Here is a 26,769-nt window from a genome sequence, read left to right on the forward strand (position 1 = left end):
GCCGCCGAAGTCTTGCATGTCGATTTAGAAAGCTTTTTTCAATCTGTGTTTATCTGTGTTCATCTGTGGACAAAAGAATTAAAGGTTTTTGAATGAAAATCACCAAGATCCAGGCACTCGAAATTCTCGATTCACGCGGCAATCCCACGCTGGAGGCGGAAGTCACCGTCGAAGGCGGGCACGTGGGGCGTGCGGCCGTTCCGTCCGGTGCCTCGACCGGCGCGCGCGAGGCCGTGGAGCTGCGCGACGGCGACAAGCGTTACGGCGGAAAGGGCGTGCGAAAGGCCGTGGCCAACGTCAACGGCGAGATTGCCGATGCCGTCAAGGGCATGGACGCGACCGACCAGGCCGGCATCGACAAGAAGCTGATCGAGCTCGACGGCACGGACAACAAGTCGCGCCTGGGCGCCAATGCCACGCTCGGTGTATCGCTCGCCGTTGCGCACGCCGCGGCTGCCGCCCAGGACAAGTCGCTGTGGGAGTATCTGCTCGCCGGCTCCGGCCAGAAGGCGAGCCTGCCGGTGCCGATGATGAACATCCTCAACGGCGGCGCGCACGCCGACAACCGCGTCGACATCCAGGAATTCATGATCATGCCGATCGGGCTGCCCGATTTTCCGAGCGCGCTGCAGGCCGGCACCGAGGTGTTTCACGCCCTCAAGGGCATCCTGCGCCAGCGCGGACTCAACACCGCCGTCGGCGACGAGGGCGGCTTCGCCCCGGACCTGTCCTCGAACGAAGCGGCCCTCGAACTGCTGATGACGGCCATCACCGAGGCCGGCTACGAGCCGGGCAAGGACATCTACCTGGCCCTGGACGTGGCCTCCAGCGAGTTCTATCGCGACGGCCAGTACGTGCTCGACGCCGAGGGCCGCGCCTTCGACAGCGCCGGCTTCGCCGAATACCTGGCAGGCATCGTCGACCGCTACCCGGTGGTTTCCATCGAGGACGGCATGAGCGAGGACGACTGGGACGGCTGGGCCGAGCTCACCCAAAGCATCGGCGGCAAGGTGCAGCTCGTCGGTGACGACCTGTTCGTGACCAACACGAGCATTCTTCAGCGCGGCATCGACGAGCATATCGGGAATTCGATCCTGATCAAGCCGAACCAGATCGGTACGCTCTCGGAAACGCTGGACGCCATCGCCATGGCGCGCAACGCCGGCTTCGGGACCATCATCTCGCATCGCTCCGGCGAGACCGAGGACGTGACCATCGCCGACCTCGCCGTGGCCACCGACGCCGGCCAGATCAAGACCGGCTCACTGTGCCGTTCAGACCGCGTGGCCAAGTACAACCAGCTGCTTCGAATCAACGCGCGACTGGGAGATGCCGCACGCTATGATGGTCGGCATGTGTTCTCGCGCTTTATCGACTGATCTGAATCCCAAAGGGCAGGTGCGGCCGGCATGAGCATGCTGGCCGAGGTCATCATCTTCCTGGCCGCCGCGGTGGTCATGGTGCCGCTGGCCCGCTGGGCCGGCCTGGGTGCCGTGCTCGGTTTTCTCGCCGCAGGCGTATTGATCGGGCCCTGGGTGCTGGGCCTGATCGACGACGTCTACACCATCCTGCATTTCTCCGAACTCGGGGTGGTGCTGCTGCTTTTCCTCATCGGCCTGGAGCTCAAACCATCGCGGTTATGGGTGCTCCGCCGGGTGGTCTTTTTCATCGGCTCGCTTCAGATGTTGTTGACCACGCTGCTGCTCTGGCCGCTGGCCGGCTGGTGGTCGGGCAGCTGGGGGATCGGCCTGCTCATCGCCGTCGTGCTGTCGCTGTCTTCGACGGCGATGGGCGTGCAGATTCTGGCCGAGAAGAAGCAGCTCGGTGCACCGCACGGCCGCCAGGCCTTCGGCATCCTGCTGATGCAGGACATCGCCGTCATCCCCTTGCTGGCAATCATCCCCCTTTTTGCCGGGCGCGAGCTGGACGCCGGGTCGGACTGGTCCATTGCCGTCGATATCGCGCAGGCCGCGGCCCTCATCGGCGGCCTGATCCTGGCCGGCCGGTTCCTGCTGCGTCCCACGCTGCGGGCCATCGCGGCGACCGGTGTTCCCGAGGTATTCGTGGCCATGGCTCTGCTGGTGGTGCTCGGCACCGCGGCGCTGGCCGACTACGCCGGGCTGAGCATGGCGCTGGGCGCGTTTCTGGCCGGGGTGTTGCTGGCCGACTCGGAGTACCGTCACGAGATCGAAGCCGCCATCGATCCCTTCAAGGGCCTGCTGCTGGGCCTGTTCTTCATCGCCGTGGGCATGTCGATCGATTTCGGCCGCGTCATGGCCTCGCCGCTGTCGATCCTGGCGTTGGTGGGCGTGATCATGCTCGTCAAGGTGGCCGCGCTGCTGGTGGTCGGGCGCTTCGCGGGCCTGAACCGATCCTCGACCGCGGCCCTGGCCATGGCCCTGCCCCAGGCCGGTGAGTTCGCGTTCATCCTGTTTGCGGTCGCCGTCAACGAGGGCGTGATGAGCGCCGCCGTGGTCGATCCGCTGATCGTGGCAGTGACCATCTCGATGGCGCTCACGCCGCTGATGTACGTCATCAACGACAAGCTGCTCCAGCCCTGGCTGGCCAGTTCGGAACCCGAACCCGAGCCCGACCGCATTCCCGACGATCACGGCGAGCCGCGCGTGATCATCGCCGGTTTCGGCCGCGTGGGTCAGATCGTCGGGCGCAACCTGTCGATGCTGGGCATTCACTTCACGGCCCTGGACAACAACCCCGTGCACGTCGATTTCGTGCGCAAGTTCGGTCACAAGATCTTCTACGGCGATGCCAATCGACTCGACGTGCTGCGCTCGGCCGGGGCGGACAAGGCGAGCTTGTTCATCCTGACGATTTCCGACCCGGAGCGCTCGATCCAGACGGCGCAGATGGTGCGGCGGCATTTCCCCAATCTCAGGATCCTGGCGCGGGCGCGCAACCGCGACCATGCCATGGAGTTGATGGCGCTGGGTGTCGACGAGGTGATTCGAGAGACCTGGCTGTCGAGCCTGGAGATGGCGCGCACCGCCCTGCGATCGATGGGCGTGCGCAAAGCCGACCGCTACGTCGATCGCTTCTCCGATCACGACGAGGCCACGCTGCGTGAGCAGATCGAGCACCGGGGCGATCACGAGCGTCTGGCGCGCATCGAGCGCAAGAGCCGCGAGCAGCTCGAGGACCTGTTCGCCGACGACCGGCGCTTGCTGCAGGAAGGCAAGGACTCCGACTGAAGCGGCCGCCGACGTTTGACGCGCGTCAAGCGGGGCGGGGCGAGAGCTTGTAGACTGCCTCGGTGGATATCTTGTTGTAAATGCAAATCGTTATCAGTAAAATTGATGCCCCGTTTCGCAATCGAGTGAACCGAACCCATGCGTATCCTTCTTACCGCCCTTTTGCTGGCGCTGCTGACCGCCTGCGGACCAGACCAGGGTAACGGCGAGGCCCGGCAGACGGCCGGCACCGAGCAGGCCGAGAACCTTGAAACCGCTGAACCCGCCGCGGCCGAGCCCGCTCGCCTGGTGGTCTATACCTCGCGCCAGCCGCACCTGATCGAACCGCTGTTCGATCGCTACACCGCAGAAACCGGCGTCGACATCGACTACATCAACGACAGCGAGGCGGCCCTGATCGAGCGCCTCGACGCCGAGGACGACCAGACCGTCGCCGACCTGTTCATGACCGTCGACGCCGGTAATCTCTGGCACGCTGCGCAGCGCGGGCTGCTGCGGCCGGTCGAGTCGGAGTCGCTGGTCAGCTCGGTGCCCGAAGCGCTGCGCGACGACCAGGGCCGCTGGTACGGCCTGTCGGTGCGCGCGCGCACCATTGTCTACCACCCGGAGCGGGTGGACGCCGGAGCGCTTTCGACCTACGAGGCGCTTGCCGAGGACGAGTGGGCCGGTCGCCTCTGCCTGCGTACCTCGCAGAAGGTCTACAACCAGTCGCTGGTCGCCATGCTGATAGAGCATCACGGCGAGGAACATGCGGAAGAAATCGTGAGCGGGTGGGTCGACAACCTCGCCACCGAGCCCTTCTCGTCCGACACTCGGCTGATCGAGGCGATTGCGGCCGGGCAGTGCGACGTGGGCATCGTCAACAGCTACTATCTGGGTCGAAAACTGGCCGAGGATCCCGAGTATCCCGTGGCGCTGTTCTGGGCCAACCAGGACACTACCGGCACCCACGTCAACATCTCCGGCGCCGGAGTGACCCGACACGCGCCGCGCCCGGAAGCCGCGCGGGCCTTGCTCGAATGGCTGGCGTCGCCGGAGGCCCAGGCCGAGTTCGCGCAGAACAACCTCGAGTTTCCGGTCAACCCGAACGTGGCGCCGCGCGGCATCGTCAAGGAGTGGGGCGAGTTCCGCGCGGACGATACGCCGCTGCAGATCGCCGGCGAACGACAGGCTCAGGCCGTGCGCCTGATGGATCGTGCCGGCTACCGCTGAGGCACTCTCCTTTCGGCTTCGGCCGCGGGCCGATCGGCGTTGGCTGATCGGCCCGCTTCTGCTGCTCGTGGGCATCCCGCTGCTGATGCTGCTGACCAGCTGGGCGCAACCCCAGCCGGACATCTGGCAGCATCTCTCGCGCTACCTGCTGCCCCGGCTGATCGGCCACACCGCGCTGATGATGGTCGTCGTGGGCGTCGGGGTGGCGGTGCTCGGCGTCGGCCTGGCCTGGTTGTCGGCCTGCTGCGAGTACCCGCTCAGGCGCATTCTCGACCCGCTGCTGGTGCTCCCGCTGGCTTTTCCCACCTACGTGCTCGCGTTCATCTACCTGGGCATGCTCGATTTCGCAGGCCCGATCCAGACCGCCTGGCGCGAATGGTTCGGCGCCTCGCCGGCCCTGCTCGAGGCGATCAGCCGCCCGGGCGGCGTTCTGTTCATCCTGGTGCTGGCCTTCTACCCCTACGTGTACCTGCTGGCCCGCGCGGCCTTCGTCGGCGGCGGACTGGCCGCCTTCGAGGCTTCGCGCAGTCTCGGCCAGGGACCAGTGAGGACGTTTTTCCGGGTCAGCCTGCCCATGGCGCGGCCGGCCGTGGTGGCGGGCCTGGCCCTGGCGCTGATGGAGACCCTGGCCGATTTCGGCGCCGTTTCGATCTACGGCTTCGACACCTTCACCACTGCCATCTACCGCACCTGGCTGGGCATGTTCAATCTCACCGCCGCCGTGCAGCTGGCTTCGATCCTGATGCTCTTCGTGCTCCTCCTGCTCGGCATCGAGCGATTCAGCCGCAGCAGCCGGGTGGTGCAGTCCGAGCGGCGACCGACCGGCCACCGCATCCGACTTGGCGGGCTGCGCGGGTGGCTGGCCACCTCGCTGCAGCTCGCGGTGCTGCTGGTCGGCGTCGTGCTGCCCCTGGTCCAGCTCCTCGTCTGGGCCTGGCCGCAGATGTCGGACCTGCTCGATAGCCGCATCATCGGCGTGGTGTTCAACACCATGGTGCTGGGCCTGTCCGGCGCCCTGGCGGTCGTGCTCGGCGGTCTCCTGCTGCTGGCCGCCACGTACCGGGCCTCCAAGCGCCAGCAATTGCTCGGCGAGGTGGCGGCGCTGGGTTACGCCATTCCGGGCACGGTGCTGGCAGTCGCGATCATGCTCGCTTTCCTGCAGTTCGATCAGCTCGCCGGTACGAGCCTGGCCGGCGGCATGGCCGCGCTGGTGATGGCCTACCTGATCCGGTTCCTGAGAGCCGCCTGGGGCCCGCTCGACAGCGTCGCCGGGCGCATTCGTCCGCAGTACATCGAGGTGGCCCGAAGCCTGGGCGTGCCGCGCTGGTACCGGCTGTGGCGCGTCAACCTGCCGCTGCTTTGGCCGGGCCTGGTCACCGCTTTCCTGCTGGCCCTGGTCGAGGTCGCCAAGGAGATGCCGGCCACGCTGATGCTGCGGCCCTTCGGCTGGGAGACGCTCGCGGTGCGCATCTACGAGCTCACGGCCGAAGGCCAGTGGGAAATGGCGGCCGTGCCGGCACTGATCCTCGTCCTGCTGGGCGCCATTCCCGTCGCCGTTCTGATCCGGTCCGGCCGCGTTCGGGCGATATAATGCCCGCCTGATTCTGACCAGGCACTGTTTTCGTTATGAGTTCCAAGACCCCGCTCCACGCCGCGCACCTCGACGCCGGCGGCAAGATGGTCGATTTCGCCGGCTGGGAACTGCCGATCCACTACGGCTCGCAGATGGAAGAGCACAACGCCGTTCGCGAGAACGCCGGGATGTTCGACGTCTCGCACATGACCGTCGTCGACATCCACGGCGGACAAGCCCGCGATTTCCTGCGCCGGCTGCTGGCCAACGACGTTGCCAAGCTGGGCGAGAAGGGCCAGGCGCTCTACGGCTGCATGCTCGACGAGCAGGGCGGGGTGATCGACGATCTGATCACCTACTGGCTCGAGGATGACTTCTTCCGCACCGTGGTCAACGCGGCCACGCGCGAGAACGACCTGGCCTGGATGCGCCGGGTGGCGGCCGATTTCGACGTCGAGATCGTCGAGCGCGACGACCTCGCCATGATCGCGGTGCAGGGGCCCGAGGCGCGCGAGAAAGTGATCGACGTGCTCGGCGCGCGCGAGGCCGAATCGCTCAAGCCGTTCCGTGCGACCAGCCACGGCGACTATTTCATCGCCCGCACCGGCTATACCGGCGAGGACGGCTTCGAAGTCCTGCTGCCCGCCGGGGAGGCCCCGGGCTTCTGGCAAGCCCTGGTCGACGCCGGCGTGAAGCCCTGCGGTCTGGGCGCGCGCGACAGCCTGCGCCTGGAAGCCGGGCTCAACCTCTACGGCCAGGACATGGACACCACGACCACGCCGCTGGAATCCAACCTGGGCTGGACCGTGGCCTTCGACCCCGAAGACCGCGACTTCATCGGTCGCAAGGCCCTGGAACGCCAGAAGGACGACGGCGTGCCCCGTCAGCTGGTCGGCCTCGTGCTCGGTCGCGGCGGCATTCCCCGCACCGGGGCCGTCGTCCACACTCCGGCCGGCGAAGGTCAGGTGACCAGCGGGGTCTTCGGACCCAGTACCCAGTGCCCGGTTGCCCTGGCACGCATTCCCGCCGGCGAGTTCGAAGAGGTGGAAGTCGAACTTCGCGGGCGCAAGCTGACCGCCCGAGTGGTCAAGCCGCCGTTCGTTCGGCAGGGAAAGGTGCGCGTCTGACGACGCCGGGCCGCGCCAGCGGCTGGCCTCAGCCCACCGCTTCGAAGCGGTTGGCCGAGCGGTTCTTGCGCACCGTCTTCGGATCCCAGATGCGGCCGTTCATGGCGATCCAGACGCCGGCCGGAAGCGCCTGGACGGCGCCGACGGCGCAGCCGATGTTGAACACCGCATCCGAGTCGATGAAGCGCGCCGGGTTGAGCGCGCCGGTCATGACGATCACGCGATCGCCGACATCGCCGAGCGCGGCGGCGGTTTCGACCATGGTGTCGGTGCCGTGGGTGATCAGGAAGTGGCTGTCGTTGCTGGTCATGATGGCCTGGCGGATCAGGTCGCGATCCTCGTCGTTCATGTTCAGGGAGTCCTTGCGCAGCAGGGCGCGAATCTCCCAGTCGAAGGCCACATTCATTGCCTTGAGGATCCGTCCGATCTCCGGTTCGCCGATCTGATAGTCGGACTTGTCGTCGTAGTAAATCTTGTCGATCGTGCCGCCGGTCGTGAGGATGTTGAGCTTCTTCAAGACGTCTTCCTGATGCTGTTCCGAGTGAGTGGTCGATGCGCGGGCTGCGCGAGCGTTCGGGTAGTATAGCGGCCATGAAAAGCGGCCTGAGAAGCGCCTGCCTGCTGTTGGTTCTAGCGACCCTTGCGGGCCCGGCGCACGCACAACCCCTTCCCGAGGACGTCCTGGCCCTGCACTGGCACCCGGCCACCGCCGACCGCGCCCGGAACCGGACGCTGGCGGCGGCCGCCTGGCTCGAGCGTAGCGGCGATCCCGCTGACTGGCAGCAGACGGTCGAGGCGATCTCGCTTCGCCTGCAGCCCGCCATGGAGCGCATCGGCCCGGTGCGGGTATCCCTGGGCGACGGCCTGATGGCCTGGCTGGTGAGACAGCGCGAGGTCAATCTCGGTCAGTCCGGAAACGGATTCCCACAGCCCGGGCTGGGGGGTATCGGCGAATTGCTCGAGGCCGAGCATGCCGCCGGTGAGCTGGCGCGCAAGCGCGTTGTCGCCGCCTACCGGGCCGAAGCGGTCTGGTCACGGGCGGCCGAAGCCCTGGGCGAGGAAGCCGCCGCCGGCATCGAGGCGTTCTGGGCGCCACTGCTTGCCGAGCTCGACGGCGATGCCGGCAATGGCAGTGTCGCCGCGCACGCCAGAGAGCAGGCCGAACGCGTCCGTGCCCTCGCTGCCGCTTCTTCGGAAGCGGAGCGAATCCGGATTCACGATGCCGTCCTCCTCGCCGAGGCGCGTCACGCCTGGGAAACGGGGCGCCTGCTCGACTCGGTCTGGTCGGCTTTCGAAGCCCTGGCCCGTCTGACGCAGGTCGACGAGCCGGCCGGCGGAATCGCGGCAGAGTGGTCGACCTGGCTGGAATCGATCGAAGGCGAGCAGGGCGCCGAGTTGCGCCTCGTGGACGTCGACCTGCCAGTGGTCATGGCGTTGCTCGGTGACGCCGCCGACTACCTGGCCTCGCCCGGCCACGCTTCCCAATCGGCCATTGCCGAGCTGGCCGACACCTACGCCCGCCTGGCGCTGTTCGCGCCGGACCTGGCCTTCTACCTGGACCAGCCGGTGCGCGAGGGTGTGCGGCAGGTGATTTCGACGTGCAATCCCGATCCGCTTCTCGTCGGTCCCCTGCCGCGCGAGGTGTTCGAGCGATGCGCACGCAATCTCGAAAACATGCTGGCCGGCGACCTGGGCACCGAGGAACTCGTCGGCGGCGCGCAGGGTCCGTTTGCCGCCGAGTTTCTCCGCCGCGAACTGGGACTGGTGAGCTGGCAGCGGGCCGCCTATCTCGACGGCCATCTCAACTGGCTCCTCGAGGCCCAGTGCCAGCCGCCGGAGTGGATCAACGTGCTCGAGTGGTCGCTGCTCGCCGATCACCTGGTGCGCTGGGTCTCGCAGCGTCCGGTTTTCTTCACCGGCAGCGGCTGGCGCGATACCGTCGACCGTCTGGCCGAGCAGATGCGGGATCAAGCCACGGCCCACGCCGAGTGGATCGATTGCGTCACGGGCCGCGGCAGCAGCCGGCGCGATCCCGTCGTCCGCCTGATCGCGCGCCATCGCGCGGCCTTGCTCGATGTCGAGAATCTCCTGCTCGAGGCGCGGTCTTCGTTCTACGAGAACGCGACGCGGCCGGGCGCGGACATCGAACTGGACGGACCGGCCGACCAGGTGACCGCCTACCGCCCCCAGGACCTGGTGATCGGTCCCTGTCCCGAGGCCAACACCTGTGGTTCGCGCGTCGCGCTGCCGGTCAGCCGGGCCTTGCTGGGCCTTTTTCCCAACGCCTTCCTGCTGGCCGACCAGGTCGGTATGGGCGAGCTGCACTTGTGCTATGACCAGGTTCGCTGGGTGGAACGTTCGATGGAGCCGGCCCGCCGGAGTGCGAGCCGCGTGGCGAACTATTTCGGCCGCCTGAGCTTCGACCTGGTCGGAACCTTCGCGGGCGAGGGAGATGCTCGCACGGTGTTTCGCTATCGCCTGACCGACAGCGAGACGCGCCATTACCTGTTCGGGTCCGCCGACGAGGCGATTCTCGGCGAGGACTGTCCGATCGAGCGCGTCGGGCGTTCCGTGGCCAGCAACCTGCCGGAAGATCATCCCGGCCTGGTTCCGAATCGCCTGACCTATTTCACGAGCACGCCGACGACGCCCGAGGCCGAGCTGCTCGCCAACTGGGATCAGGGCGCGGAATGGCGCGACTGGTTCGTCACCGGCCGCCGCGTCGAGCGGGTCGAGGCCGCCGACCCGGGGGACATGGAGGTGGCCGTTCAGGCCGAGCTGGCCGATCTCGTCAATCGGCGGGAACGCCAGATGGTCGCTCCCCTGATCAATCCGCCCCGTTCGGGTGACGCCGATCCGCTGGTGCTGGCCATGTCGCGAGTTGCCGATACCGCCGCCCTGCTGCGCCGGATGCTGGAGTTGCACTATCCGAGGTTGATTCGCCAGCATGCCCCGATCCGCTCGATGTTGGCCGGCGAGGCCGGTCTCGTTACGCGTGACCGGGTTCGCCTGTTGCGCGACCAGGGCGTGGCCGCCAGCCGGATGCCGGAACTGGGCCTGGAGCGCGCCGAGCGGCTGAGCAGCGCCTGGCTCGACCTGCCCGAGGCGCTGCGCGAGCAGGGCCAGCGCGCCCCCGAGATCGACTACAGCCTGGAGCGGCTGTCGAAGCTGCAGCGCGAAATGGGACAGTGAGGCGCGAGGCGCGCTGAATCAGCGCTCGTCCGTGCGTCCGAAGCGCAGCGACGACATGGCCGTGAAGTAGATGCCGATGAGCACCACCTGGATGACGGCGGGAACCCGCGCCGCCGGATTGGCCCAGGCTTCCGACACGGCCAGGCAGAAATGCACGAGCAGCAAGCAGCCGGCCACGACCAGGGCGTTTTTCCGGAGGCCCCAGACGAAAGGCAGCAGGCCCAGCAGCGGTAGCCCCATGATCGCGATGGCCATCCAGGCCGGAACCAGCTCGGGCGGCGCCAGCCAGCCGAACCACAGCGGCTGGAGCACGATCAGGCCGAGCAGCGACCAGCGGCAGGCGCCCGGGCCCATCACGATGTTTCTCCCAGACGGCCGGCGACCTCGGCCAGCCGTCGACCCAGGGCGCGGCAAAGGCGTCTTTCGTCGCCGTCGAGGTCGCGGTCGGAGTCGGTGCCTGCCACGTGGCTGGGTCCGTAGGGCGTGCCGCCGCTACGGGTGTTGCTCAGTTCAGGCAGCGTGTAGGGCAGGCCGACGATCAGCATGCCGTGGTGGATCAGGGGCACCATCATGCTCAGGAGCGTGGCTTCCTGCCCGCCGTGCATCGTGGCCGTCGAGGTAAAAACGCCGGCGGGCTTGCCGACCAGGGTGCCCGAGAACCACTCGCCGCCCGTGCCGTCGAGGAAATACTTGACGGCAGCGGCCATGTTGCCGAAGCGCGTTGGGCTGCCCAGGGCCAGGCCGTGGCATTCCGCAAGATCCTCGCGCGTGACGCGGGCCGGACCGTTTTCGTCGATGTCCCGGGCGGGCTCGTCGGCCGGGGAGACCGGGGGCACCGTGCGCAGGCGCGCCTGGCAGCCGTCGACCGACTCCACGCCGCGAGCCACTTCGCGGGCCATGTCGCGCGTGTTGCCGTGCACGGAATGGAAAAGGACGAGGATCTCGATCACGACAGGATGTCCTCGACCGCCTCGGGTGGGCGGCCGATCCGGGCCTTGTCGCCGTGCACCACGATCGGGCGCTGCAGCAGCTTGGGGTGGGCGCAGATCGCCTCGATCAGCGCCGCGTCGTCGAGCGATTCGTCGCCCAGGCCCAGTTCGCGGTATTCGGCCTCCCCGCTGCGGATGACCTCGCGCACGGGGACATCGAGACGCTGGATGATACGCTTGAGTTCATCGGGCGTTGGCGGTTGCTTGAGATACTCGACGATCCCGGGCTCGATGCCGTGCTCGCGAATCAACGCCAGGGTCTGGCGGCTTTTGGAACAACGCGGATTGTGATAAATCGTGATGGACATGAAATCATCCGGGTCTCGCGACGAAGGGAAGGGTAGCGTACCCGCTCAGCCGGGCGTGTCAACGCAGCCGGCGCCCACCTGGCTCGACGCTTTCGGCGATCCGGGCTGGCTGCGCGCCTTCGGTGCTCACCTGTGGCGGCACTTCCGCGAGGATCGCAGCTTCGAGGCGGCGGCTTCGCTGAGCTACACCAGCCTGCTGGCGATCGTGCCGCTGATGGCGGTGATGCTGGGCGTCATTTCTGCCTTCCCGGTGTTCGACCAGTGGGCGACGGATCTCGAGAGTTACATCTTTTCCAACTTCGTGCCGGCCGCCGGCGACGCCGTCCAGGAGCACCTCAACCAGTTCGTGGAGCGAACCGCCGGCCTGACGGGCGCCGGCACGCTGTTTCTCATCATCACCGCGCTGCTGCTGATGTCGACCATCGAGCGCAGCCTCAACCGGATCTGGCGCGTGGCCAAGCCGCGCGGCATCACCGGCCGCCTGCTGACCTACTGGTCGGTGCTCACGCTCGGTCCGCTGCTGATGGGCGGATCGCTGGCGTTGACGTCCTACCTGGCCGCCTTGCCGCTGCTGGCGCCCCAGGCCGTCGGCGGCGCGCTGCAGGAGTTCCTTCTCGGCTTCACGCCCTTCCTGGTCGCCCTGATCAGCTTCGCGCTCGTTTTCCTGGTCGTCCCCAATCGTCGCGTTCGCTTTCGTCACGCACTGGCCGGTGCATTCATTTCGGCGGTCCTGTTCGAACTGGCCAAGTTCGGTTTCGTGCTGTACGTGACCCACTTCCCGACCTACGAGAAGCTCTACGGGGCCCTGGCCGCCGTGCCCATCTTCCTGGTCTGGATCTACGTCTCCTGGGTGGTCGTCCTGCTGGGCGCCAGCGTGGCCGCGGCGCTGACCACCTTCAACTACCGCAAGAGCGACTGGCGCTGGTCCAGCCGGCACGAGTTGGTCCTGGCCATGCGTCTGCTGGGCCATTTCTGGCACGCACAACGCCAGGGGCGCGCCTTATCCCAGCCCGAACTGCTCTCGCGCGAGCCGGCGGCCAGCGATTCGCAGATCGGGCGCATCCTCGGCTGGTTCCACAGAGCCGGATTCATCCACGCCGATGACAACGGCGACTGGCTGCTCTCGACCGATCTCGAGGACGTGACGCTGGGGGAACTCTACCGCGCCGGTCCGTTCATACTTCCCATCGGCGAGTTGCGGACGGTGCCAATGGAAAGCCACTGGGACCGCGCCCTGGTCGAAAGTCTTGCCGCCGTCGACGAGGCCGGACGACCGGCCCTGAACCGAACGATCAAGTCATTGCTCAAGTTCCAGCGAGGAGAATATTCATGAGGTTTGCACTGTTTGCGCTCACCCTTCTGGCCGGGCCGGCGCTCGCCGAACTGGATTTCGAGCTGCCCGCGCTCGACGGCGAGCCTCAACGCCTGTCCGACTACCGGGGGCAGTGGGTGGTGGTCAACTTCTGGGCGACCTGGTGCAAGCCCTGCCGAAAGGAAATTCCCGATCTGTCCGAGCTTCATGACAGCCGCGACGACGTCACGGTGCTCGGGCTGGCTTTCGAGGATACCGAGCCGGCCGATTTCGAGGCCTTTCTCGAGTCCTACCCGGCCAGCTATCCCATCCTGCTCGTGGATGTCTACGACCCGCCGGCCGACCTGGGTCCGCCGCGCGTGTTGCCGACCACGCACCTGATCGACGGCAGCGGGGCGCTGGTCGAGACCTGGCTCGGGCCGGTCACCAGCGAAATGATCACGGAGTGGATCGATGAGCGAGAGTGATACGCGAAAGTGGCTGATTTCCGGGCGCGTCCAGGGCGTGTTCTTCCGCGAGTCCACGCGCCGTCAGGCGGAACCCCTGGGCTTGTCGGGTCACGCGCTCAACCTGCCCGACGGCCGGGTCGAGGTGGTCGCCACCGGTCCCGCAACGGCGCTCGACGAGCTCGAGCGCTGGCTGCATGACGGGCCGGAGGCTGCACGCGTCGACAGCGTGGCACGCGCCGAGGCGCCGGCAGCGGTTTCCCGCGGCTTCTCGACGGGCTGACCTGTCCCACGGCGCCGTTCCTCCCGGCGCCTGAACGCAACCGGCCGGCGCAGTGGCCGGCCGGTCGCGGTTCGCATCTGATCGGGCGGTTTACTGCTCGATCGTGTCGAAGGGCCTGCGCGGCCCGCCCGCATCGCGGGCCACGGTGAAGCCGCGGCTTCGCGTTTCCAGCACGGCCATGCGGCCCTGGTCGAGCAGTTGCACTTCGCGCACCTCGAACGGCGCCGACAGGCCCGATTCCAGAACCAGCTCGGCGGGCACGTCCAGCCGCAGCTCGCCCTTGCCCGGTTCGAGCACGGCGGCGGTCTGCGCCATCGCGAGCGGGCGCAGCGAGCCGTCCGCGGCCGTGCCCCAGACCTGCCCCGAAACCTGGTAGCGGCCGGCCGCGGCCACTTCCACGCCGAGGTCGATCGCCAGGCCGGCGCTGCCGTTGCTGGCGATGCGATCGGTCAGCCTGGCCGTGGGCGCGGCGATACTGACCGCCACCTTGAGGTCGCGACGGACCAGGGTGCCGTCCTGGTGCCCCTGCAGGTAGGCGTGAACTTCATAAAGGCCCTCGCCGGCGTCCGGCAGGTCCTGCGGCGCCAGGCCCTTCAGGCCGAAGCCGTCGTCGGTGACTTCCAGCGGCCAGGAATGCGCGGCGTCGGGGCTGACCAGTACGGCCTGGATCGACTCGGCGGCAAAACGCTCGTCACCCTTGACCAGGCCGACGTCGAGCGCGATGTCGTTACCGGCCAGGTAGTTGTGACGGTTTGCCGCGAGGCGGCCCATCCACTGGCTTTCGGGCTCGAAGACGTGAACGACCAGCGCTTGTCCGGCCGGCAGGCCGGCCATCTGGAGCCGCAGGGAATCAGGCCGGCCCTGCTGAGGCAGCTGGAAGGCCAGCGTGTCGGCGGGAACGGCCATGCCCTGGGCCTGGAGATCCGCGCCGCCGAGCACTTCGATGCCCCCGGCCCCGGCGGTTTGCGAGAGCTGCATGCCGTCGATGCTGACCTGCAGACGCTCGGCATCGAGCAGCAGGCCGGTGTCGGCGTGCAGGGCGGAAACCCGGACGATGGCGCCGGCTGAACTCAGGGGCAGCTTGAGCCCCTGTTCCAGGCCGCGTCCGGTGGTGTCGACCCAGTACTCACGGCTTTCCATGGCGGGGCCGGAGGGCGCCGGCGCGCTGCGGTCGATGGTCAGCGGCCAGGCGTAGCTGACCGGCTTCGATTCGACGTGACGGCTCGGCGGGGCGGCCGGGACGGTCGCCGGCAGGCTCTGGATTCGAAGATCGTCGCCGCCCGGCGGCGCCCATTCAGCCGGCCCGGCAGCGGAAGCGGTTCCTGCGGCCAGCGCGAGGGCCGGCAGCAGGGCGGAAATGGTGGTGAACTTTTTCATGTCGGCTCCCATTCGGTTCACAGGTCGTTGCGCAGGATGGTGTCGAGACCGAAGCAGTCCCGGCGGCTCTGGTGATGCGAGAGCACGCGATCGCTGTTGGTGCGCCAGTGGTCGTAGAACCACAGCGAACCGGCGCCGTCCTGGCTGGAGCACTCGAGGAAGCCGTCGGAGCAGTCGTCGAGCCAGTTCTGGGTGATTTCCAGGCCGACCTGGTACTGGTAGCCGCCGCAGTAGGCGTTACCGCTGAAGATCCCGGACTTGACGTCCGTGCCGACGACGTTCCAGAAGCCGACCGGCAGCGAGGGCCGACCGGCCGTCCCCAGCAGCCAGTTGGCGTTGTAGCTCTGCATCCAGCTTTGCTGCTGCATGCGCACCGCATCGCTCTGGTAGCCCAGCAGCCATCCCAGTGAGGCCTCGAACACGTTGCCCTGCATGACCGCGTCGGCCAGCGGCGTGCCCAGGCTGGAGGGGGCGACGGCATTGACCCAGCGGATGGAGTCGATGATCGCCGGGTAGCGGCTGTCCCAGGTGGGGTTCGACAGGATCCAGCGCATCACGTTGCCGCCGTTGGAGTGCGTGATCACGACCAGGTCGTCGATGCCGCGGCTGGTGATGAAATTGTGCAGCTGGCCGGCCAGGCAACCGGCTGCGCCGGACGTCCACATGTATTCCTCGAACTGGCAGTTGATCACCACGTAGTTCGAGCTGTTGGGCAGGCCCTGGCGGACCGAGTTGACCATGTCGCCGGTCCAGTAGTCGTTGTAGGCGTCGGATTGATTGCCGGTGCCGTGCACGAAGGCCACGCCCGTGGCGCTCCATACGGAACCGAATGTCAGTAGCGCAAAAAGCGCCACGACGATTCGCATCATTCGGGTCATGCGGGATCTCCTCTCTTTGGTTGTGGTTACAGTCCCCGTAAAAGACTATAGCCCAGCAGTGTGACGCGATTCAAATCGCGCATCCGGCAATGAGAGTGCCCGCTCGGGCGGATCAGAAGAGGCTGGCCTGGAAGACGGGCCGGAAGCTGCGGCGGTGGGCGGGGCAGGGCCCGTGGGCCTCGAGGGCAGCCAGGTGGGCGGCGGTCGGGTAGCCCTTGTGGCGGTCGAAGCCGTAGTGCGGCCATTGCTCATGGAGATCGAGCATCAGCGCGTCGCGGTGCACCTTGGCCAGGATGCTGGCCGCGGAGATGGCGCGGTCGAGGCCGTCGCCCCCGACCACGGTCTGGACCGGCCAGGGCAGTCGGGGCGAGCGGTTGCCGTCGATGCGCACCAGGACCGGGTCGGTGCCGAGTGCGTCGAGCGCCCCGCGCATGGCCCGGAAGGTGGCCTGGAGGATGTTGAGGCGATCGATGTCGGCCGGTTCCACGACCGCGATGCCCCAGGCAACGGCTCGCTCCCTCACGGCGCCGGCCAGGACCTCGCGGCGCGACGCGGAAAGTTTTTTGGAGTCTGCCAGCCCGCTGATCGGCCGGTGCGGATCGAGGATCACCGCCGCGGCGACGACCGGCCCGGCAAGCGGTCCCCGGCCGGCCTCGTCGACGCCGGCGATCGGTCCGCTGCAGACGTCAACCGTCGCCATGGCCGATCAGTTCGAGCAGGGCTTTGGCGGCGTTGTCGCTGGCGCCGGCAGCCAATTCGCGCCGGCAACGGCCGGCCGCCTCCTGGTAGGCCGCCAGGCGCGAAGGGTCGTCGATCCAGCGCAGCGCTTCGCGACCGAGCGCCTCGGGTCGCGCCTGCTCCTGGACGAACTCCGGCACGAGCGCGCGTCCCTGCAGGATGTTGGGCAGGGCGATGAATTGCGAACGCACCAGCCGCAGGCCGCGCAGCAGCCAGTACGTGGCCGGCGCCAGTCGGTAATAGACCACCAGCGGGCACTCGAGCAGAAAGGCCTCGAGGGTCGCGGTGCCCGACGCGCTGATGGCCGTGTCGGCTTCGGCCAGGCCTTGGCGGGTGCGCGCGCATTCGATCCGTACGTCTGCCCTGTCCAGCGACGCGCCGGCCAGGCCCTCGACCAGGGGGCGATGCGCCTCACGCGCCAGCAGCATGGTCAGCTGCAGTTCCGGCCGCTGTCTACGCAGCCAGGCGGCCGTTTCGCCCAGCAGGGCGGCGTGGCGCTCGATCTCGCCGCGGCGGCTGCCGGGCAGCAGGGCGATTCGCGGGGAGCGATCGCCGCGGCCGGTCCGGCGCTGCTCGAGCAGGGGCGGGGAGGCCGAGATCTCGTCGGCCAGCGGGTGGCCGACAAAGCGGCTGGCCAGGCCGTGCGCCCGGAACAGGGCCGGTTCGAAGGGAAACAGGGTCAGCAGCAAGTCGGTGGCGCGGGCGACCGAGGCGGCTCGCCCGGGCCGCCAGGCCCAGACCGTGGGAGCGACATATTGCACCGTGCGCTGGCCCCGGCGGCGAAGCTGGCGAGCGAGGCCCAGGTTGAAATCGGGTGCGTCGATGCCGACGAAGACATCCGGTTGCCATTCGAGGATCCGCTGCCTGAGGCGGCTGCGGAACCGGAACAGCCGGGGCAGGTGCTTGAGCACCTCCGTGAGGCCCATGACGTTGAGTTCGTCGAGGTCGAACCAGGCCTCGACGCCGGCCGCTTGCATGGCCTCGCCGGCCACGCCCGCAAGCTCGATCTCCGGATGCCGCTCGCGAAGCCTTGCCGCCAGGCTCGCGCCGAGGGCGTCCCCGGATGCCTCCCCGGCGACCAGGACGATCCGCGGCGGGCGAGCGCTCACGACGGTCGCTTCAGCGCAGCAAGCCGCGCTGGCTGCTTTCGATCGACTCGATCATCAGCGCCAGCTCCGGTTGCTCGTCCACCCGCGAACGCAACTCGGCGATCGCCTCGTCGCGGGGCAGGCCCTTGCGATAGATCAGGCGGAAGGCCTCGCGGATGTTGCGGACCTGCGCGGCGTCGAAGCCGCGGCGCTTGAGACCCTCGGCGTTGATGCCGCGCGGTCGCGGCGGCTGGCCCGAGACCATGACGTAGGCGGGAACGTCCTGGTTGACGCCGCCGTACATGCCGAGAAAAGCGTGCGCGCCGATGCGGCAGAACTGGTGGGCGCCGGAATAGCCGGCGAAGATCACCCAGTCGCCGACGATGACGTGGCCGGCCAGGGTCGCGCCGTTGGCGAAGATGGTGTGCGAGCCCACCTGGCAATCGTGTGCGACGTGGCAGTAGGCCATCAGCCAGTTGTCGTCGCCGATGCGGGTCACGCCGATGTCGTCGGATGTGCCGCGGTTGATGGTCACGTACTCGCGAATCGTGTTGTCCCGGCCGATCTCGACGGCAGTGTCCTCGCCGGCGTACTTCTTGTCCTGGGGCGCTTCGCCGATCGAGGCGAACTGGTAGATGCGGCAGTTCTCCCCGATGCTCGTGCGGCCGCTGATGACCACGTGCGGGCCGATCCAGCAGTTGTCGCCGATGACCACGTCCGGGCCGATCACGCTGTAGGCACCGACGGTGACGTTGTCGCCGATTCGAGCCCCTTCCTCGACGATGGCGGTGCGATGGATCATGGCGTGGGGTCGGGGCGGGCGGCGCAGAGCAGTTCCGCGCTGGCGACGGGCTTGTCGTCGACCAGCGTGGTGGCCTCATAGACGCCCATGTTGCGCATCAGCCGCTTCTGGGTGACGTCGAAGACGAGCTGGTCGCCGGGCACCACGATCCGGTTGAAGCGCGCCTTGTCGATCTTGACCAGGTAGTAGAGGCGGTTGTCGCCGCCGGTGGCCTCGCGAGCCAGGTGCGCCAGGCAGCCGGCCGCCTGGGCCATTGCCTCGAGCAACAGCACGCCCGGCATCACGGGGTGACCCGGAAAATGCCCCTGGAAGAAGGGCTCGTTGATGGTCACGTTCTTCAGGGCCCGGATGCGGGGCGGGTCGTCGAGCGTGTATTCCAGCACCCGATCGACCAGGAGGAACGGGTAGCGGTGCGGCAACAGCTCGAGAATCTTCTCGATATCTACCTGTGTGGTGTCGTTCATCGTTTCTTTGCTTGATGGTTCAGGATTGGTTTCGCTCCAGCCGGCGCAGGCGACGAACCCAGTCGTCGAGCTGCCCCAGCCGGACCAGGATTCGCTTCCAGCGGGCGTGGGGCCGGGCGGGAATGCCCGAGCCGTACTCGCCGGGCTCGGTGATCGAGTCCAGCACGGTACTCATGGCGGTCACGATCACCTTGTCGCAGATGCTCAGGTGGCCGCCGATGCCGCAAGCGCCCGCGATCATGCAATAGCTGCCGATGTGGGTCGAGCCGGCGATGCCGACGCAACCCGCGATGGCCGTGTGTGCCCCGATGCGGACATTGTGGGCGATCTGGACCTGGTTATCCAGGCGCACGTCCTCGGCCAGTTCGGTGTCCTCGATCGCGCCGCGGTCGATGGTGGTGTTGGCGCCGATCTCGCAGTCGTCGCCGATGACCACCGTGCCCATCTGCGGCACCTTGATCCACTGTCCCGCGTCCATCGCCAGGCCGAAGCCGTCGGCGCCGATGACCGCGCCGGGGTGGACCAGCACCCGCTCGCCGAGGCGGCACTGCGGGCCGATGTAGACGCGCCCCACCAGCCTGGAATCGTCGCCGATGACGGCGTCCTCGGCGATGACGCAGCCCGGCCCGACGACGACGTTGCGCCCGATGCGCGCGCCTGCGCCGACGCTTGCCTGGGGGCCGACGCTGGCCGACGGATCGACCTGCGCGTCCTCGGCGACCACCGCGCTGGCGTGGACGCCGGGTTCGGCTGCCGGCAGCGGTTGCAGAAAGGCCGCAATCCGGGCCCAGCTGGCGTAGGGGTTCTTGCTGATCAGGGCGTTGCCGCTCCAGCGCCCGGCCAGGTCCTCGCCGATGATCACCGCCCCGGCGCGGCATTCGGCCAGGTCGCGGGCGTAAGCCGGATTGGCGAGGAAGCTGACGTCGCCGGGGCCGGCGGAAGCCAGGGTGGCCAGCGAGCCGACGCGATGATCGGGATCGCCGCGGAGGGTCAGGCCGAAACGGTCGGCCAGCGCCTTTAGCGTGGTGTCATGCATGCGTGGTTCCGGAATTGCTACTGGCCGGTCTGTCCGCCGGGAGACTGCTGGCTGCGGAAGTCTTCCTCCAGCCATTGCAGGACGCGGTCGGTGACGTCGATCCGGTCGGAGGCGTAGGCCACTGGACTGGTCAGGATCAGGTCGAATTCGCCCGCCTCGGCGATCTGGTTGACGGCCACGTCGATGGTTTCCTCGAGGGATTTCTTCTCGGCGTTGGTGCGGAAGCGCAGCTCCTCGGTGAGATCCTCTCGCCGCCTGTCGATGGATCGCTGAAGGTTGCGGATCTCGCGCTCCATCTCGAAGCGCTCCTCGTCGGACAGGCCGGTCGATTCGGCCAGTTCGGCCTCCATGCGCTCCAGGCGGGCCTCGTCGGCCAGCAGGGTTTCGTTGCGGGGGCTGAACTCCTGTTCCAGCGCTTCGCGGGCGTTGACCACCTGCGGCGCGGCGTCGAACAGCCGCTTCATGTCGACGTAGCCGATGCGAATGTCCTGTGCAGCGGCCGCCGAGCACAGCAGCAGCAAGCCGAGCGCGATCCATCGCGCCCGGCCCGGGCCGTCAGATCTGCGCCCGCTGGCCGCCGTGCTCACGATCATGCCGGGCGCGGATCAGAACGTCTGGCCGAAGGAGAACTGGATGATCTGGGTTTCATCGCCTTCGCGCTCTTTGAGTGGTGTCGCCACGTTGATGATAATCGGACCGACCGGCGCTTGCCAGGTCAGCGACAGGCCGGTGGAGGCGCGCAGCAGGTCGGTCTCGAAGCTGTCGACGTCGCTGTAGACGTTGCCGACGTCGACGAACCAGGCCAGGCGCGTGCCGCTGGACTCGATATTGGGCAGCGGGAAGGCCAGTTCGAAGCCGCCGATGACCTTGAAGTCGCCGCCGACCGAGCGGCAGAACTGGTCCTTGGGACCGAGCGAGTTGTCGTCGAAGCCGCGGATATCGGACACGCCGCCGCCGTAGAAGTGCTCGTAGAAGGGCAGGCCGGTGTCGTAGGTTACGACTTCATCGAGCTGGCATTCGCGACCGCGCCCGTCGCTCAGCTCGGGCTCGATCGGCTGGATTCCCAGCTCGTCGTCGTAGTTGTCGTAGGCATCGCCGTAGGCCACATCGCCCTTGAGGCTGAAGGCCATGCCGTTGTCGCCGATCGGCCAGTATTTGCGGAAGCGGTAGTTGAGCCGGAAGAACTCGCGCGTGCTGCCGGGCAGCGCCACCTCGGCGCCCAGGCGGTGCAGGGAGCCTGTCGTCGGATTGAGATAGTGATTTCGGCTGTCGCGCGACCAGGTGCCGTCGAGACGATACGTCGTGACACTTCTCTCATCGGGACTCAGGAACCCGTCGCCGTCCTCATCGAGCGTGATGCCGAGCGGTCGATCTGCGACGTATCGGTACTCGAACGGAGAGTCTGGCTCATCGGGGTCGACTGGGACGAGCCGGCCGCCGATATTAATATCGACGTCCTGAACGCCGAGGCCGAAGCGCAGGTAGTCCACTTCAGACAGCGGAAACCCGAAATTGACCCCCGCAGCAGCCTGGCTGGTCGAGAATTGAGAGATGTTGGCATCGCCCTGGTCGAACTCGGTATAGCGGGCGTAGAAACCGCGTGAGATGCCGCTGTCGGTGTAGTAGGGGTTGGTGTAGTTGACCGAAGCCTGGGTATAGATGTCGCTGTGGCTGACCGCAAAGCCGACGCGCCGTCCCGAGCCCAGGAAGTTGTCCTGCTGCACCGAGATGGAGGCGATCAGGCCCTGCACCTGCGAGTAGCCGAAGCCGACCTGGAAGCTGCCGGAGGGCTGCTCCTCGACGCTGACGACGATGTCGACCTGGTCGTCGGTGCCCTCGACCGCCGGGGTCTCGACGTTGACGTTGTCGAGGTAGCCCAGGCGCTGCAGGCGCAGCTTCGAGCGGTCGATGGCCGACTGCGAGAACCAGGCGCCCTCGAACTGGCGCATTTCGCGGCGCAGCACCTCGTCCTTGGTCTGGGTGTTGCCGCGGAACTCGACGCGGCGCACGTAGACGCGCTTGCCCGGGTCGATGAAGAAGTTGAGCTCGGTCTCGAGCGTGTCGCGGTCGATTCTCGGCACCGGGTTGACGTTGGCGAAGGCGTAGCCGATGTTCGACAGCACGGTGGTGATGTTGTTGACGCTCTGCTCGACCTGCTTGCGCGAGAAGGTATCGCCCTCCTCGACCATGATCAGGCGCCGCAGCGCCTCCTCGCCGAGGATCAGTTCGCCGGTCAGTACCACGTCGCTGACGGTGTAGACCTCGCCCTCGCGGACATTGGCGGTCACGAAGATGTCGCGCTTGTCCTCGCTGATCGACACCTGGGTGGACTCGATGGAAAAGTCGAGGTAGCCGCGATCGAGATAGTAGGAACGCAGGGTCTCCAGGTCGCCCGAAAGTTTTTCGCGGGTGTACTTGTTGGCGCCCTGCCAGAAGAACCAGCCGAGCTTGCTGTCGGACTCGAAGTCGTCCCGCAACTCCTCCTCGGAGAAGGTCTCGTTGCCGACGATGTTGATGTGGCGGATGCGCGCCTGCGCGCCTTCCTCGACGACGATGCTGAGGTTGACGCGGTTGCGCGAGAGCTCGCCCACATTGGTGTCGACTTCGACGGCGTAGTAACCGCGGCTGTAGTACTGCCGGATCATTTCCTGGCGCACGCGGTCGAGCTCGAGCTTGTTGAAGATCTCGCCCTCGGCAATACCGATATTGGCCAGCGCCGGCATCAGATCCTCGGTCTTGATCTGGCGGTTGCCGGCGATGCTGATCGCCGAGATGGCCGGACGCTCTTCGACGGTGACGACCAGGACATCGCCCTCGCGCGAAAGCCTGACGTCGTCGAAGAAGCCCGTCTCCCAGAGATCGCGGATCGTGCTCCGCGCCAGCGAGGGCGTCATGGTGTCGCCGACTTCGAGCGGGACGTAGCTGAAGATGTTGCCTTCGGACAGTCTCTGCAGCCCGTCGACACGAATGTCGCTGATGCGGAATGTCTCGGCCGATGCGAGGCCGGTGGCGGCGAGCAGCATCAGCAGCAGGCAGATTCGTTTCATATCGAACGCGTTCCGGTTTTATTGTTCCAGCATGACCCGCCTTCGGGCGTGCTGCAGTTTAGGAGAAAAGGCGTAACAGATCGTTAAATATCGCCAGGCTCATCAGCCCGACGACCATCAGGATGCCCAGGTACTGACCCGCTATCTGGGTCTTTTCGGATACGGGTGACCCCTTGACCAGCTCCACAAGGTAATACATCAGGTGGCCGCCATCCAGTACCGGGATGGGCAGCAGGTTGATGATCGCCAGCGACAGACTGATCAGGCCCAGGAAGAACAGGAACCTCGAGAAACCCAGCAGGGCCGACGAATGGGCCATCTGGGCGATGGTGATCGGGCCCGAGAGATTGCTCAGGCTGGCGCTGCCGGTAATCATCCGGCCGAGCATGCCGAAGGTGGCCGCCGTCAGGCGGCCGGTCTCGGCGAAGGCCTGGCCCACGGCGTCGACCGGGCCGTGGCGCAGCACCGTGAAGGCCCGCTCCATGTCGGCGCGCGTGGCATCGTCCGGCGGCGGCGACTGGATGCCGATCACCGCGCGTCCGTCGCGCAGTTCGGGCGTGAGTGCGAGTTCCAGAAGACGTCCGTCGCGCTCGACCTGCATGTCGAGCTCGCGGGTCGTGTCCTGTTCGTCGAGACCGTGCGCCGGGATCAGGCGGGCGACGTCGCGCCAGCCCTCGACCGGCTCTCCGGCGATGCTGACGATGCGATCGCCGCTCTGGAGGCCGGCGCGATCGGCTGGCGTTGCGGGGCTGACTTCGCCGACGACGGGCGGCAGGTCCGGTCGCCAGGGGGACAGGCCGATGGCCTCGAGCGCTCGCGATTCGTCGAAATCGGCCGGCATGCGCTGCAGCGGCAGTTCCAGCGTCCGGCGCCCGCCGCCGGGCCGCTCGGTCACCACGGTGACCGATTCACCGTCCAGCGCGTGCGGCATGAGTTCCAGCAGCACGTGGGTCCAGGTCTGCGTGTCGGCATCGCCGACGCGCACGATCAGGTCCTCGTTCTCCAGTCCGGCTTCCGCGGCGATGCCGCTGGTCTCGCCGACGACCGGCCGCGTCTCGGGGACGCCGACGACGAACATCAGCCAGAACGCGGCGATGGCGAAAATGAAGTTGAAGGCCGGGCCGGCCGCGACAATGGCCATGCGTTGCCCGAGCGGCTTGCGATTGAAGGCCTGGTCGAGCTCGTCGTCTGCCACCGGCGCCTCGCGCTCGTCGAGCATGCGCACGTAGCCGCCCAGTGGGATGGCCGCGACGCGGTACTCGGTGCCGTCGCGGCCGGTGCGCGACCAAAGGGCCGGGCCGAAGCCGATCGAGAACTGGAGGACGCGAACGCCCGAGCGCCGCGCCACCCAGAAGTGGCCGAACTCGTGGAAGGTGACCAGCAGCCCGAGGGCGACGGCCAGCCAGAGAATGGGTCCGAGAATATCGAGCATGTCCGGGTCGTTATCCGCGCCGGTCAGCAACCGGCTGTAGCAGGGTTCGATCGATCAAGCCGCACATTGTACCGGCTGCAGCCTGATTCTGCCCTGAACGGGAAGGGGTCAAGGGGCTTCGGGCCGGCTCAGGTCAGGGGCGTGCCGGCGGCATTCAGCACCGCCAGGGCGAAAAACGGGACCGCAGCCGACATGCTGTCGAAGCGGTCGAGGATGCCGCCGTGGCCCGGCAGCAGCGCGGAGGTGTCCTTGAGGTCGCGCTGGCGCTTGAGCAGGCTGATGTAGAGGTCGCCGCCGATCGATATCATCGCGATGCCGAAGGCGAGGGCCGCGAGCGTGAAGGGTTCGAAGGGGTTGAGCGGGAAGATCGCGCCGGCCAGGGGCGTCAGCACGGCCGCGCCCAGCAGGCCGCCGAGAGCGCCGGCGCGGGTCTTGCCCGGGCTGATTCTCGGCGCGAGTTTCGCACCGCCGAAATGCCGCCCGCTGAAATAGGCGCCCGTGTCGGCGGCGGCGATGATCACCAGCAGCAGGAACACCAGCCAGGGCGAAATCGACTGCAGCAGGCTCAGCCCCAGCCAGGCGGCGAGCAGGACGCCGCCGAGCACGACCAGCTTGAAGGCCACGATGGGCGGCGCTCCCGAGCGTCCCAGGCCGGGACGCGAGAGCCAGGCAAGGTTGACCAGCCACAGCAGGCAGGCGATCGACAGCAGCCAGGCCGGCTCCAGACCCATGCCGTGGATCAAGGCGGCGAGACCGGCCAGGCCGACACCATAGATCCAGCGCGCGGCCGGGTGGTCGATGCCCGCCAGGCGGGCCGCCTCCCAGCCGCCCAGCAAGGGCAACACGGCGCCGACCAGCAGGGCGAAGCCCGTCGCCGGCAGCAGGAAGACTCCCAGCAGGCCGATGGCGGCCATCGCCAGGGCGGTGAGGACGCGCAGCCTAAGCACTCTTCACCTGGCTCAGTCCGCCGAAACGGCGGTCGCGGCGGGCGTAGTCGGCCAGTGCGGCACGGAAGTGCTCCTCGCCGAAGTCCGGCCACAGGATGTCGGTGAAATACAGTTCGGTGTAGGCCAACTGCCAGAGCAGGAAATTCGACAGGCGGCGTTCACCGCCGGTGCGGATGAACAGGTCCGGCGGCTCGGTCGCGGCCAGCGAGAGCATGGACTCGAAGCGCGCTTCGTCGATCTCGTCCGGCCGGATGCGTCCGGCGGCGGCGTCGGCGGCAAGCGAACGCGCGGCGTGCAGGATATCGGCCTGTCCGCCGTAGTTGACGGCCACATTGAGCCGCAGCGCGGCGTTGCCGGCGGTGCGCTTTTCGGCCTGCTGCATGCCTTCGCGCAATGTCCGGCTGAAGGCCGAACGGTCGCCGATGAAGCACAGTCGCACGCCGTGCTCGTCGAGTTCACGGACTTCGCGGTTGAGTGCGCGCAGGAAGAGATCCAGCAGCTTCCTGACTTCCGACTTCGGCCGGCTCCAGTTCTCGCTGGAAAAGGCGTAGACGGTGAGAACCGGTATGCGGTGGTTCAGGGCCGCGCGTATCGTGCGCTTGAGCGCGTCCGAGCCGGCTTCGTGGCCGGCCGAACGGGGTTGGCCCTGGCGGGATGCCCAGCGACCGTTGCCGTCCATGATGATGGCGACATGATTGGGAAGGCAGGTAAGCTCGGTCAAAGGGAACCTCAGATTTCCATCAGCTCCCGTTCCTTCGCGGCGACCGCCTCGTCGACCTGCGCGACGTACTTGTCGGTCAGCTCCTGGACCTGGCTTTCTCCGCGGCGCAGATCGTCCTCCGTCAGCTCCTTTTCCTTTTCATATTCCTTGAGCTGGTGATTGGCGTCGCGCCGGATGTTGCGGATGGCAATCTTGGCGTTTTCGCCCTCGGAATGAACGACTTTGGCCAGCTCGGCGCGGCGTTCCTCGTTGAGTGCCGGCAGCGGCACGCGGATATTGGCGCCGGACGTGGCCGGGTTGAGTCCGAGATCGGAGGTCATGATGGCCTTCTCGATCTTCTGGACCATGGACTTGTCGAAGGGCACCACGCTGAGCGTGCGCGCGTCCTCGATGTTGATGTTGGCGGCCTGGTTGAGCGGCACCTCGGTGCCGTAGTACTCGAGCGTGATGTGCTCGAGGAGGCTGGGGTGGGCCCGGCCGGTTCGAATCTTGGACAGTTCGTTCTTTAGCGCGGCAACGCTCTTTTGCATGCGCGTGTCGGCATCTTTCCTGATCTCGTTGAGCATGGTCTCACCTCTTGGATTACGC

26 protein-coding genes are annotated in these 26,769 nt (G+C 67.3%); 9 read left to right on the forward strand and 17 right to left on the reverse strand.

Translation table 11 applies throughout. The features are described 5' to 3' along the window. The first annotated feature begins 92 nt into the window (after window positions 1-92). The 5 genes from eno to gcvT all read left to right on the forward strand — a co-directional run bounded on the left by eno (window position 93) and on the right by gcvT (window position 7,121). A complete protein-coding gene (gene eno, locus DZC52_RS09235) occupies window positions 93-1,379 on the forward strand; it encodes a phosphopyruvate hydratase (RefSeq protein ID WP_116650853.1) in 1,287 nt (428 codons plus the stop codon). 30 nt (window positions 1,380-1,409) lie between these two features. Then, window positions 1,410-3,209, forward strand: coding sequence for a monovalent cation:proton antiporter-2 (CPA2) family protein (locus tag DZC52_RS09240; RefSeq protein WP_116650854.1), 1,800 nt, complete (start codon window positions 1,410-1,412; stop codon window positions 3,207-3,209). A 138-nt stretch (window positions 3,210-3,347) separates the two neighbouring features. Beyond that, window positions 3,348-4,421 (forward strand): extracellular solute-binding protein, encoded by a 1,074-nt coding sequence (locus DZC52_RS09245; RefSeq protein WP_116650855.1) that lies wholly within the window; start codon window positions 3,348-3,350, stop codon window positions 4,419-4,421. Continuing rightward, complete coding sequence (locus DZC52_RS09250; RefSeq protein WP_220338321.1) at window positions 4,405-6,012, forward strand: ABC transporter permease; 1,608 nt, start codon at window positions 4,405-4,407, stop codon at window positions 6,010-6,012. The genes DZC52_RS09245 and DZC52_RS09250 overlap by 17 nt, the downstream gene beginning before the upstream one ends. Window positions 6,013-6,047: 35 nt before the next feature. Continuing rightward, window positions 6,048-7,121 (forward strand): glycine cleavage system aminomethyltransferase GcvT, encoded by a 1,074-nt coding sequence (gene gcvT / locus DZC52_RS09255; RefSeq protein ID WP_116650856.1) that lies wholly within the window; start codon window positions 6,048-6,050, stop codon window positions 7,119-7,121. Window positions 7,122-7,149: 28 nt separating this feature from the next. Here gcvT and DZC52_RS09260 read toward each other — a convergent pair whose 3' ends face one another. Continuing rightward, window positions 7,150-7,638, reverse strand: a complete 489-nt coding sequence (locus DZC52_RS09260; RefSeq protein ID WP_116650857.1) for an asparaginase domain-containing protein — start codon at window positions 7,636-7,638, stop codon at window positions 7,150-7,152. Window positions 7,639-7,673: 35 nt separating this feature from the next. On the opposite strand from DZC52_RS09260, the gene DZC52_RS09265 reads away from it, so the two are divergent. Next, the gene (locus DZC52_RS09265) at window positions 7,674-10,313 is read left to right on the forward strand and encodes a hypothetical protein (protein ID WP_147307648.1); all 2,640 of its coding nucleotides are present in this window, start codon (window positions 7,674-7,676) and stop codon (window positions 10,311-10,313) included. 18 nt (window positions 10,314-10,331) lie between these two features. Here the strand turns inward: DZC52_RS09265 and DZC52_RS09270 are convergent, their stop codons facing one another. From DZC52_RS09270 to arsC, 3 genes are read right to left on the reverse strand one after another with little or no spacing between them, the layout of a single operon-like run. Beyond that, window positions 10,332-10,667, reverse strand: a complete 336-nt coding sequence (locus tag DZC52_RS09270) for a DUF2069 domain-containing protein (RefSeq protein ID WP_116650859.1) — start codon at window positions 10,665-10,667, stop codon at window positions 10,332-10,334. Further along, on the reverse strand, window positions 10,667-11,263 hold the full coding sequence (gene wrbA, locus DZC52_RS09275) for an NAD(P)H:quinone oxidoreductase (protein WP_116650860.1): 597 nt from the start codon (window positions 11,261-11,263) through the stop codon (window positions 10,667-10,669). Before wrbA ends, DZC52_RS09270 begins: the two co-directional genes overlap by 1 nt. After that, window positions 11,260-11,610, reverse strand: coding sequence for an arsenate reductase (glutaredoxin) (arsC, locus tag DZC52_RS09280; RefSeq protein WP_116650913.1), 351 nt, complete (start codon window positions 11,608-11,610; stop codon window positions 11,260-11,262). Before arsC ends, wrbA begins: the two co-directional genes overlap by 4 nt. Before the next feature lie 55 nt (window positions 11,611-11,665). Here arsC and DZC52_RS09285 point away from each other — a divergent pair, with 55 nt between their 5' ends. From DZC52_RS09285 to DZC52_RS09295, 3 genes are read left to right on the forward strand one after another with little or no spacing between them, the layout of a single operon-like run. Continuing rightward, on the forward strand, window positions 11,666-12,943 hold the full coding sequence (locus DZC52_RS09285) for a virulence factor BrkB family protein (protein WP_181918868.1): 1,278 nt from the start codon (window positions 11,666-11,668) through the stop codon (window positions 12,941-12,943). Beyond that, window positions 12,940-13,389, forward strand: coding sequence for a TlpA family protein disulfide reductase (locus DZC52_RS09290; protein WP_116650862.1), 450 nt, complete (start codon window positions 12,940-12,942; stop codon window positions 13,387-13,389). Before DZC52_RS09285 ends, DZC52_RS09290 begins: the two co-directional genes overlap by 4 nt. After that, window positions 13,376-13,651, forward strand: coding sequence for an acylphosphatase (locus tag DZC52_RS09295; protein WP_116650863.1), 276 nt, complete (start codon window positions 13,376-13,378; stop codon window positions 13,649-13,651). The genes DZC52_RS09290 and DZC52_RS09295 overlap by 14 nt, the downstream gene beginning before the upstream one ends. A 90-nt stretch (window positions 13,652-13,741) precedes the next feature. Here DZC52_RS09295 and DZC52_RS09300 read toward each other — a convergent pair whose 3' ends face one another. The 13 genes from DZC52_RS09300 to frr form a co-directional block, all read right to left on the reverse strand. Beyond that, window positions 13,742-15,028, reverse strand: coding sequence for a DUF4785 domain-containing protein (locus tag DZC52_RS09300; RefSeq protein ID WP_181918869.1), 1,287 nt, complete (start codon window positions 15,026-15,028; stop codon window positions 13,742-13,744). A 17-nt stretch (window positions 15,029-15,045) separates the two neighbouring features. Beyond that, window positions 15,046-15,906: a hypothetical protein gene (locus DZC52_RS09305; RefSeq protein WP_220338323.1), complete on the reverse strand. Its 861-nt coding sequence runs from the start codon at window positions 15,904-15,906 to the stop codon at window positions 15,046-15,048. 112 nt (window positions 15,907-16,018) lie between these two features. Beyond that, window positions 16,019-16,606, reverse strand: coding sequence for a ribonuclease HII (rnhB, locus tag DZC52_RS09310; protein WP_116650866.1), 588 nt, complete (start codon window positions 16,604-16,606; stop codon window positions 16,019-16,021). After that, window positions 16,593-17,753 carry a lipid-A-disaccharide synthase gene (gene lpxB / locus DZC52_RS09315; protein WP_116650867.1) on the reverse strand — a complete coding sequence of 387 codons (1,161 nt, stop codon included), beginning with the start codon at window positions 17,751-17,753 and terminating at the stop codon, window positions 16,593-16,595. The genes rnhB and lpxB overlap by 14 nt, the downstream gene beginning before the upstream one ends. Before the next feature lie 10 nt (window positions 17,754-17,763). Further along, window positions 17,764-18,534 (reverse strand): acyl-ACP--UDP-N-acetylglucosamine O-acyltransferase, encoded by a 771-nt coding sequence (gene lpxA / locus DZC52_RS09320; protein WP_116650868.1) that lies wholly within the window; start codon window positions 18,532-18,534, stop codon window positions 17,764-17,766. Beyond that, window positions 18,531-18,998, reverse strand: a complete 468-nt coding sequence (gene fabZ / locus DZC52_RS09325) for a 3-hydroxyacyl-ACP dehydratase FabZ (RefSeq protein WP_116650869.1) — start codon at window positions 18,996-18,998, stop codon at window positions 18,531-18,533. The genes lpxA and fabZ overlap by 4 nt, the downstream gene beginning before the upstream one ends. Window positions 18,999-19,017: 19 nt before the next feature. Continuing rightward, entirely contained in the window at window positions 19,018-20,034 is a 1,017-nt protein-coding gene (gene lpxD, locus DZC52_RS09330; protein WP_116650870.1) for a UDP-3-O-(3-hydroxymyristoyl)glucosamine N-acyltransferase, read from the reverse strand. A 17-nt stretch (window positions 20,035-20,051) separates the two neighbouring features. Further along, window positions 20,052-20,627 (reverse strand): OmpH/Skp family outer membrane protein, encoded by a 576-nt coding sequence (locus DZC52_RS09335; RefSeq protein ID WP_116650871.1) that lies wholly within the window; start codon window positions 20,625-20,627, stop codon window positions 20,052-20,054. Between the two features lie 12 nt (window positions 20,628-20,639). Further along, entirely contained in the window at window positions 20,640-23,081 is a 2,442-nt protein-coding gene (gene bamA / locus DZC52_RS09340; RefSeq protein WP_116650872.1) for an outer membrane protein assembly factor BamA, read from the reverse strand. Between the two features lie 58 nt (window positions 23,082-23,139). Further along, complete coding sequence (rseP, locus tag DZC52_RS09345) at window positions 23,140-24,513, reverse strand: RIP metalloprotease RseP (RefSeq protein ID WP_116650914.1); 1,374 nt, start codon at window positions 24,511-24,513, stop codon at window positions 23,140-23,142. Window positions 24,514-24,641: 128 nt separating this feature from the next. Next, a complete protein-coding gene (locus DZC52_RS09350) occupies window positions 24,642-25,460 on the reverse strand; it encodes a phosphatidate cytidylyltransferase (protein ID WP_116650873.1) in 819 nt (272 codons plus the stop codon). Beyond that, window positions 25,453-26,181 (reverse strand): polyprenyl diphosphate synthase, encoded by a 729-nt coding sequence (uppS, locus tag DZC52_RS09355; protein ID WP_245960796.1) that lies wholly within the window; start codon window positions 26,179-26,181, stop codon window positions 25,453-25,455. Before uppS ends, DZC52_RS09350 begins: the two co-directional genes overlap by 8 nt. 8 nt (window positions 26,182-26,189) lie before the next feature. Then, on the reverse strand, window positions 26,190-26,747 hold the full coding sequence (gene frr, locus DZC52_RS09360) for a ribosome recycling factor (RefSeq protein ID WP_116650874.1): 558 nt from the start codon (window positions 26,745-26,747) through the stop codon (window positions 26,190-26,192). Window positions 26,748-26,769 lie beyond the last annotated feature (22 nt).

Origin of the sequence: Wenzhouxiangella sediminis, from assembly GCF_003410055.1 — a bacterium.
Taxonomy (GTDB): domain Bacteria; phylum Pseudomonadota; class Gammaproteobacteria; order Xanthomonadales; family Wenzhouxiangellaceae; genus Wenzhouxiangella; species Wenzhouxiangella sediminis.

Excerpts from the sequence above, each read along its gene's own strand:
- eno (WP_116650853.1), top strand. The coding sequence starts at position 93 with ATGAAAATCACCAAGATCCAGGCACTCGAAATTCTCGATTCACGCGGC.
- DZC52_RS09240 (WP_116650854.1), top strand. The coding sequence starts at position 1,410 with ATGAGCATGCTGGCCGAGGTCATCATCTTCCTGGCCGCCGCGGTGGTC.
- DZC52_RS09245 (WP_116650855.1), top strand. The coding sequence starts at position 3,348 with ATGCGTATCCTTCTTACCGCCCTTTTGCTGGCGCTGCTGACCGCCTGC.
- gcvT (WP_116650856.1), top strand. The coding sequence starts at position 6,048 with ATGAGTTCCAAGACCCCGCTCCACGCCGCGCACCTCGACGCCGGCGGC.
- DZC52_RS09265 (WP_147307648.1), top strand. The coding sequence starts at position 7,674 with ATGCGCGGGCTGCGCGAGCGTTCGGGTAGTATAGCGGCCATGAAAAGC.
- DZC52_RS09270 (WP_116650859.1), bottom strand. The coding sequence starts at position 10,667 with ATGGGCCCGGGCGCCTGCCGCTGGTCGCTGCTCGGCCTGATCGTGCTC.
- arsC (WP_116650913.1), bottom strand. The coding sequence starts at position 11,610 with ATGTCCATCACGATTTATCACAATCCGCGTTGTTCCAAAAGCCGCCAG.
- DZC52_RS09290 (WP_116650862.1), top strand. The coding sequence starts at position 12,940 with ATGAGGTTTGCACTGTTTGCGCTCACCCTTCTGGCCGGGCCGGCGCTC.
- DZC52_RS09295 (WP_116650863.1), top strand. The coding sequence starts at position 13,376 with ATGAGCGAGAGTGATACGCGAAAGTGGCTGATTTCCGGGCGCGTCCAG.
- DZC52_RS09300 (WP_181918869.1), bottom strand. The coding sequence starts at position 15,028 with ATGAAAAAGTTCACCACCATTTCCGCCCTGCTGCCGGCCCTCGCGCTG.
- DZC52_RS09305 (WP_220338323.1), bottom strand. The coding sequence starts at position 15,906 with ATGACCCGAATGATGCGAATCGTCGTGGCGCTTTTTGCGCTACTGACA.
- rnhB (WP_116650866.1), bottom strand. The coding sequence starts at position 16,606 with ATGGCGACGGTTGACGTCTGCAGCGGACCGATCGCCGGCGTCGACGAG.
- lpxA (WP_116650868.1), bottom strand. The coding sequence starts at position 18,534 with ATGATCCATCGCACCGCCATCGTCGAGGAAGGGGCTCGAATCGGCGAC.
- fabZ (WP_116650869.1), bottom strand. The coding sequence starts at position 18,998 with ATGAACGACACCACACAGGTAGATATCGAGAAGATTCTCGAGCTGTTG.
- lpxD (WP_116650870.1), bottom strand. The coding sequence starts at position 20,034 with ATGCATGACACCACGCTAAAGGCGCTGGCCGACCGTTTCGGCCTGACC.
- DZC52_RS09335 (WP_116650871.1), bottom strand. The coding sequence starts at position 20,627 with ATGATCGTGAGCACGGCGGCCAGCGGGCGCAGATCTGACGGCCCGGGC.
- bamA (WP_116650872.1), bottom strand. The coding sequence starts at position 23,081 with ATGAAACGAATCTGCCTGCTGCTGATGCTGCTCGCCGCCACCGGCCTC.
- rseP (WP_116650914.1), bottom strand. The coding sequence starts at position 24,513 with ATGCTCGATATTCTCGGACCCATTCTCTGGCTGGCCGTCGCCCTCGGG.
- frr (WP_116650874.1), bottom strand. The coding sequence starts at position 26,747 with ATGCTCAACGAGATCAGGAAAGATGCCGACACGCGCATGCAAAAGAGC.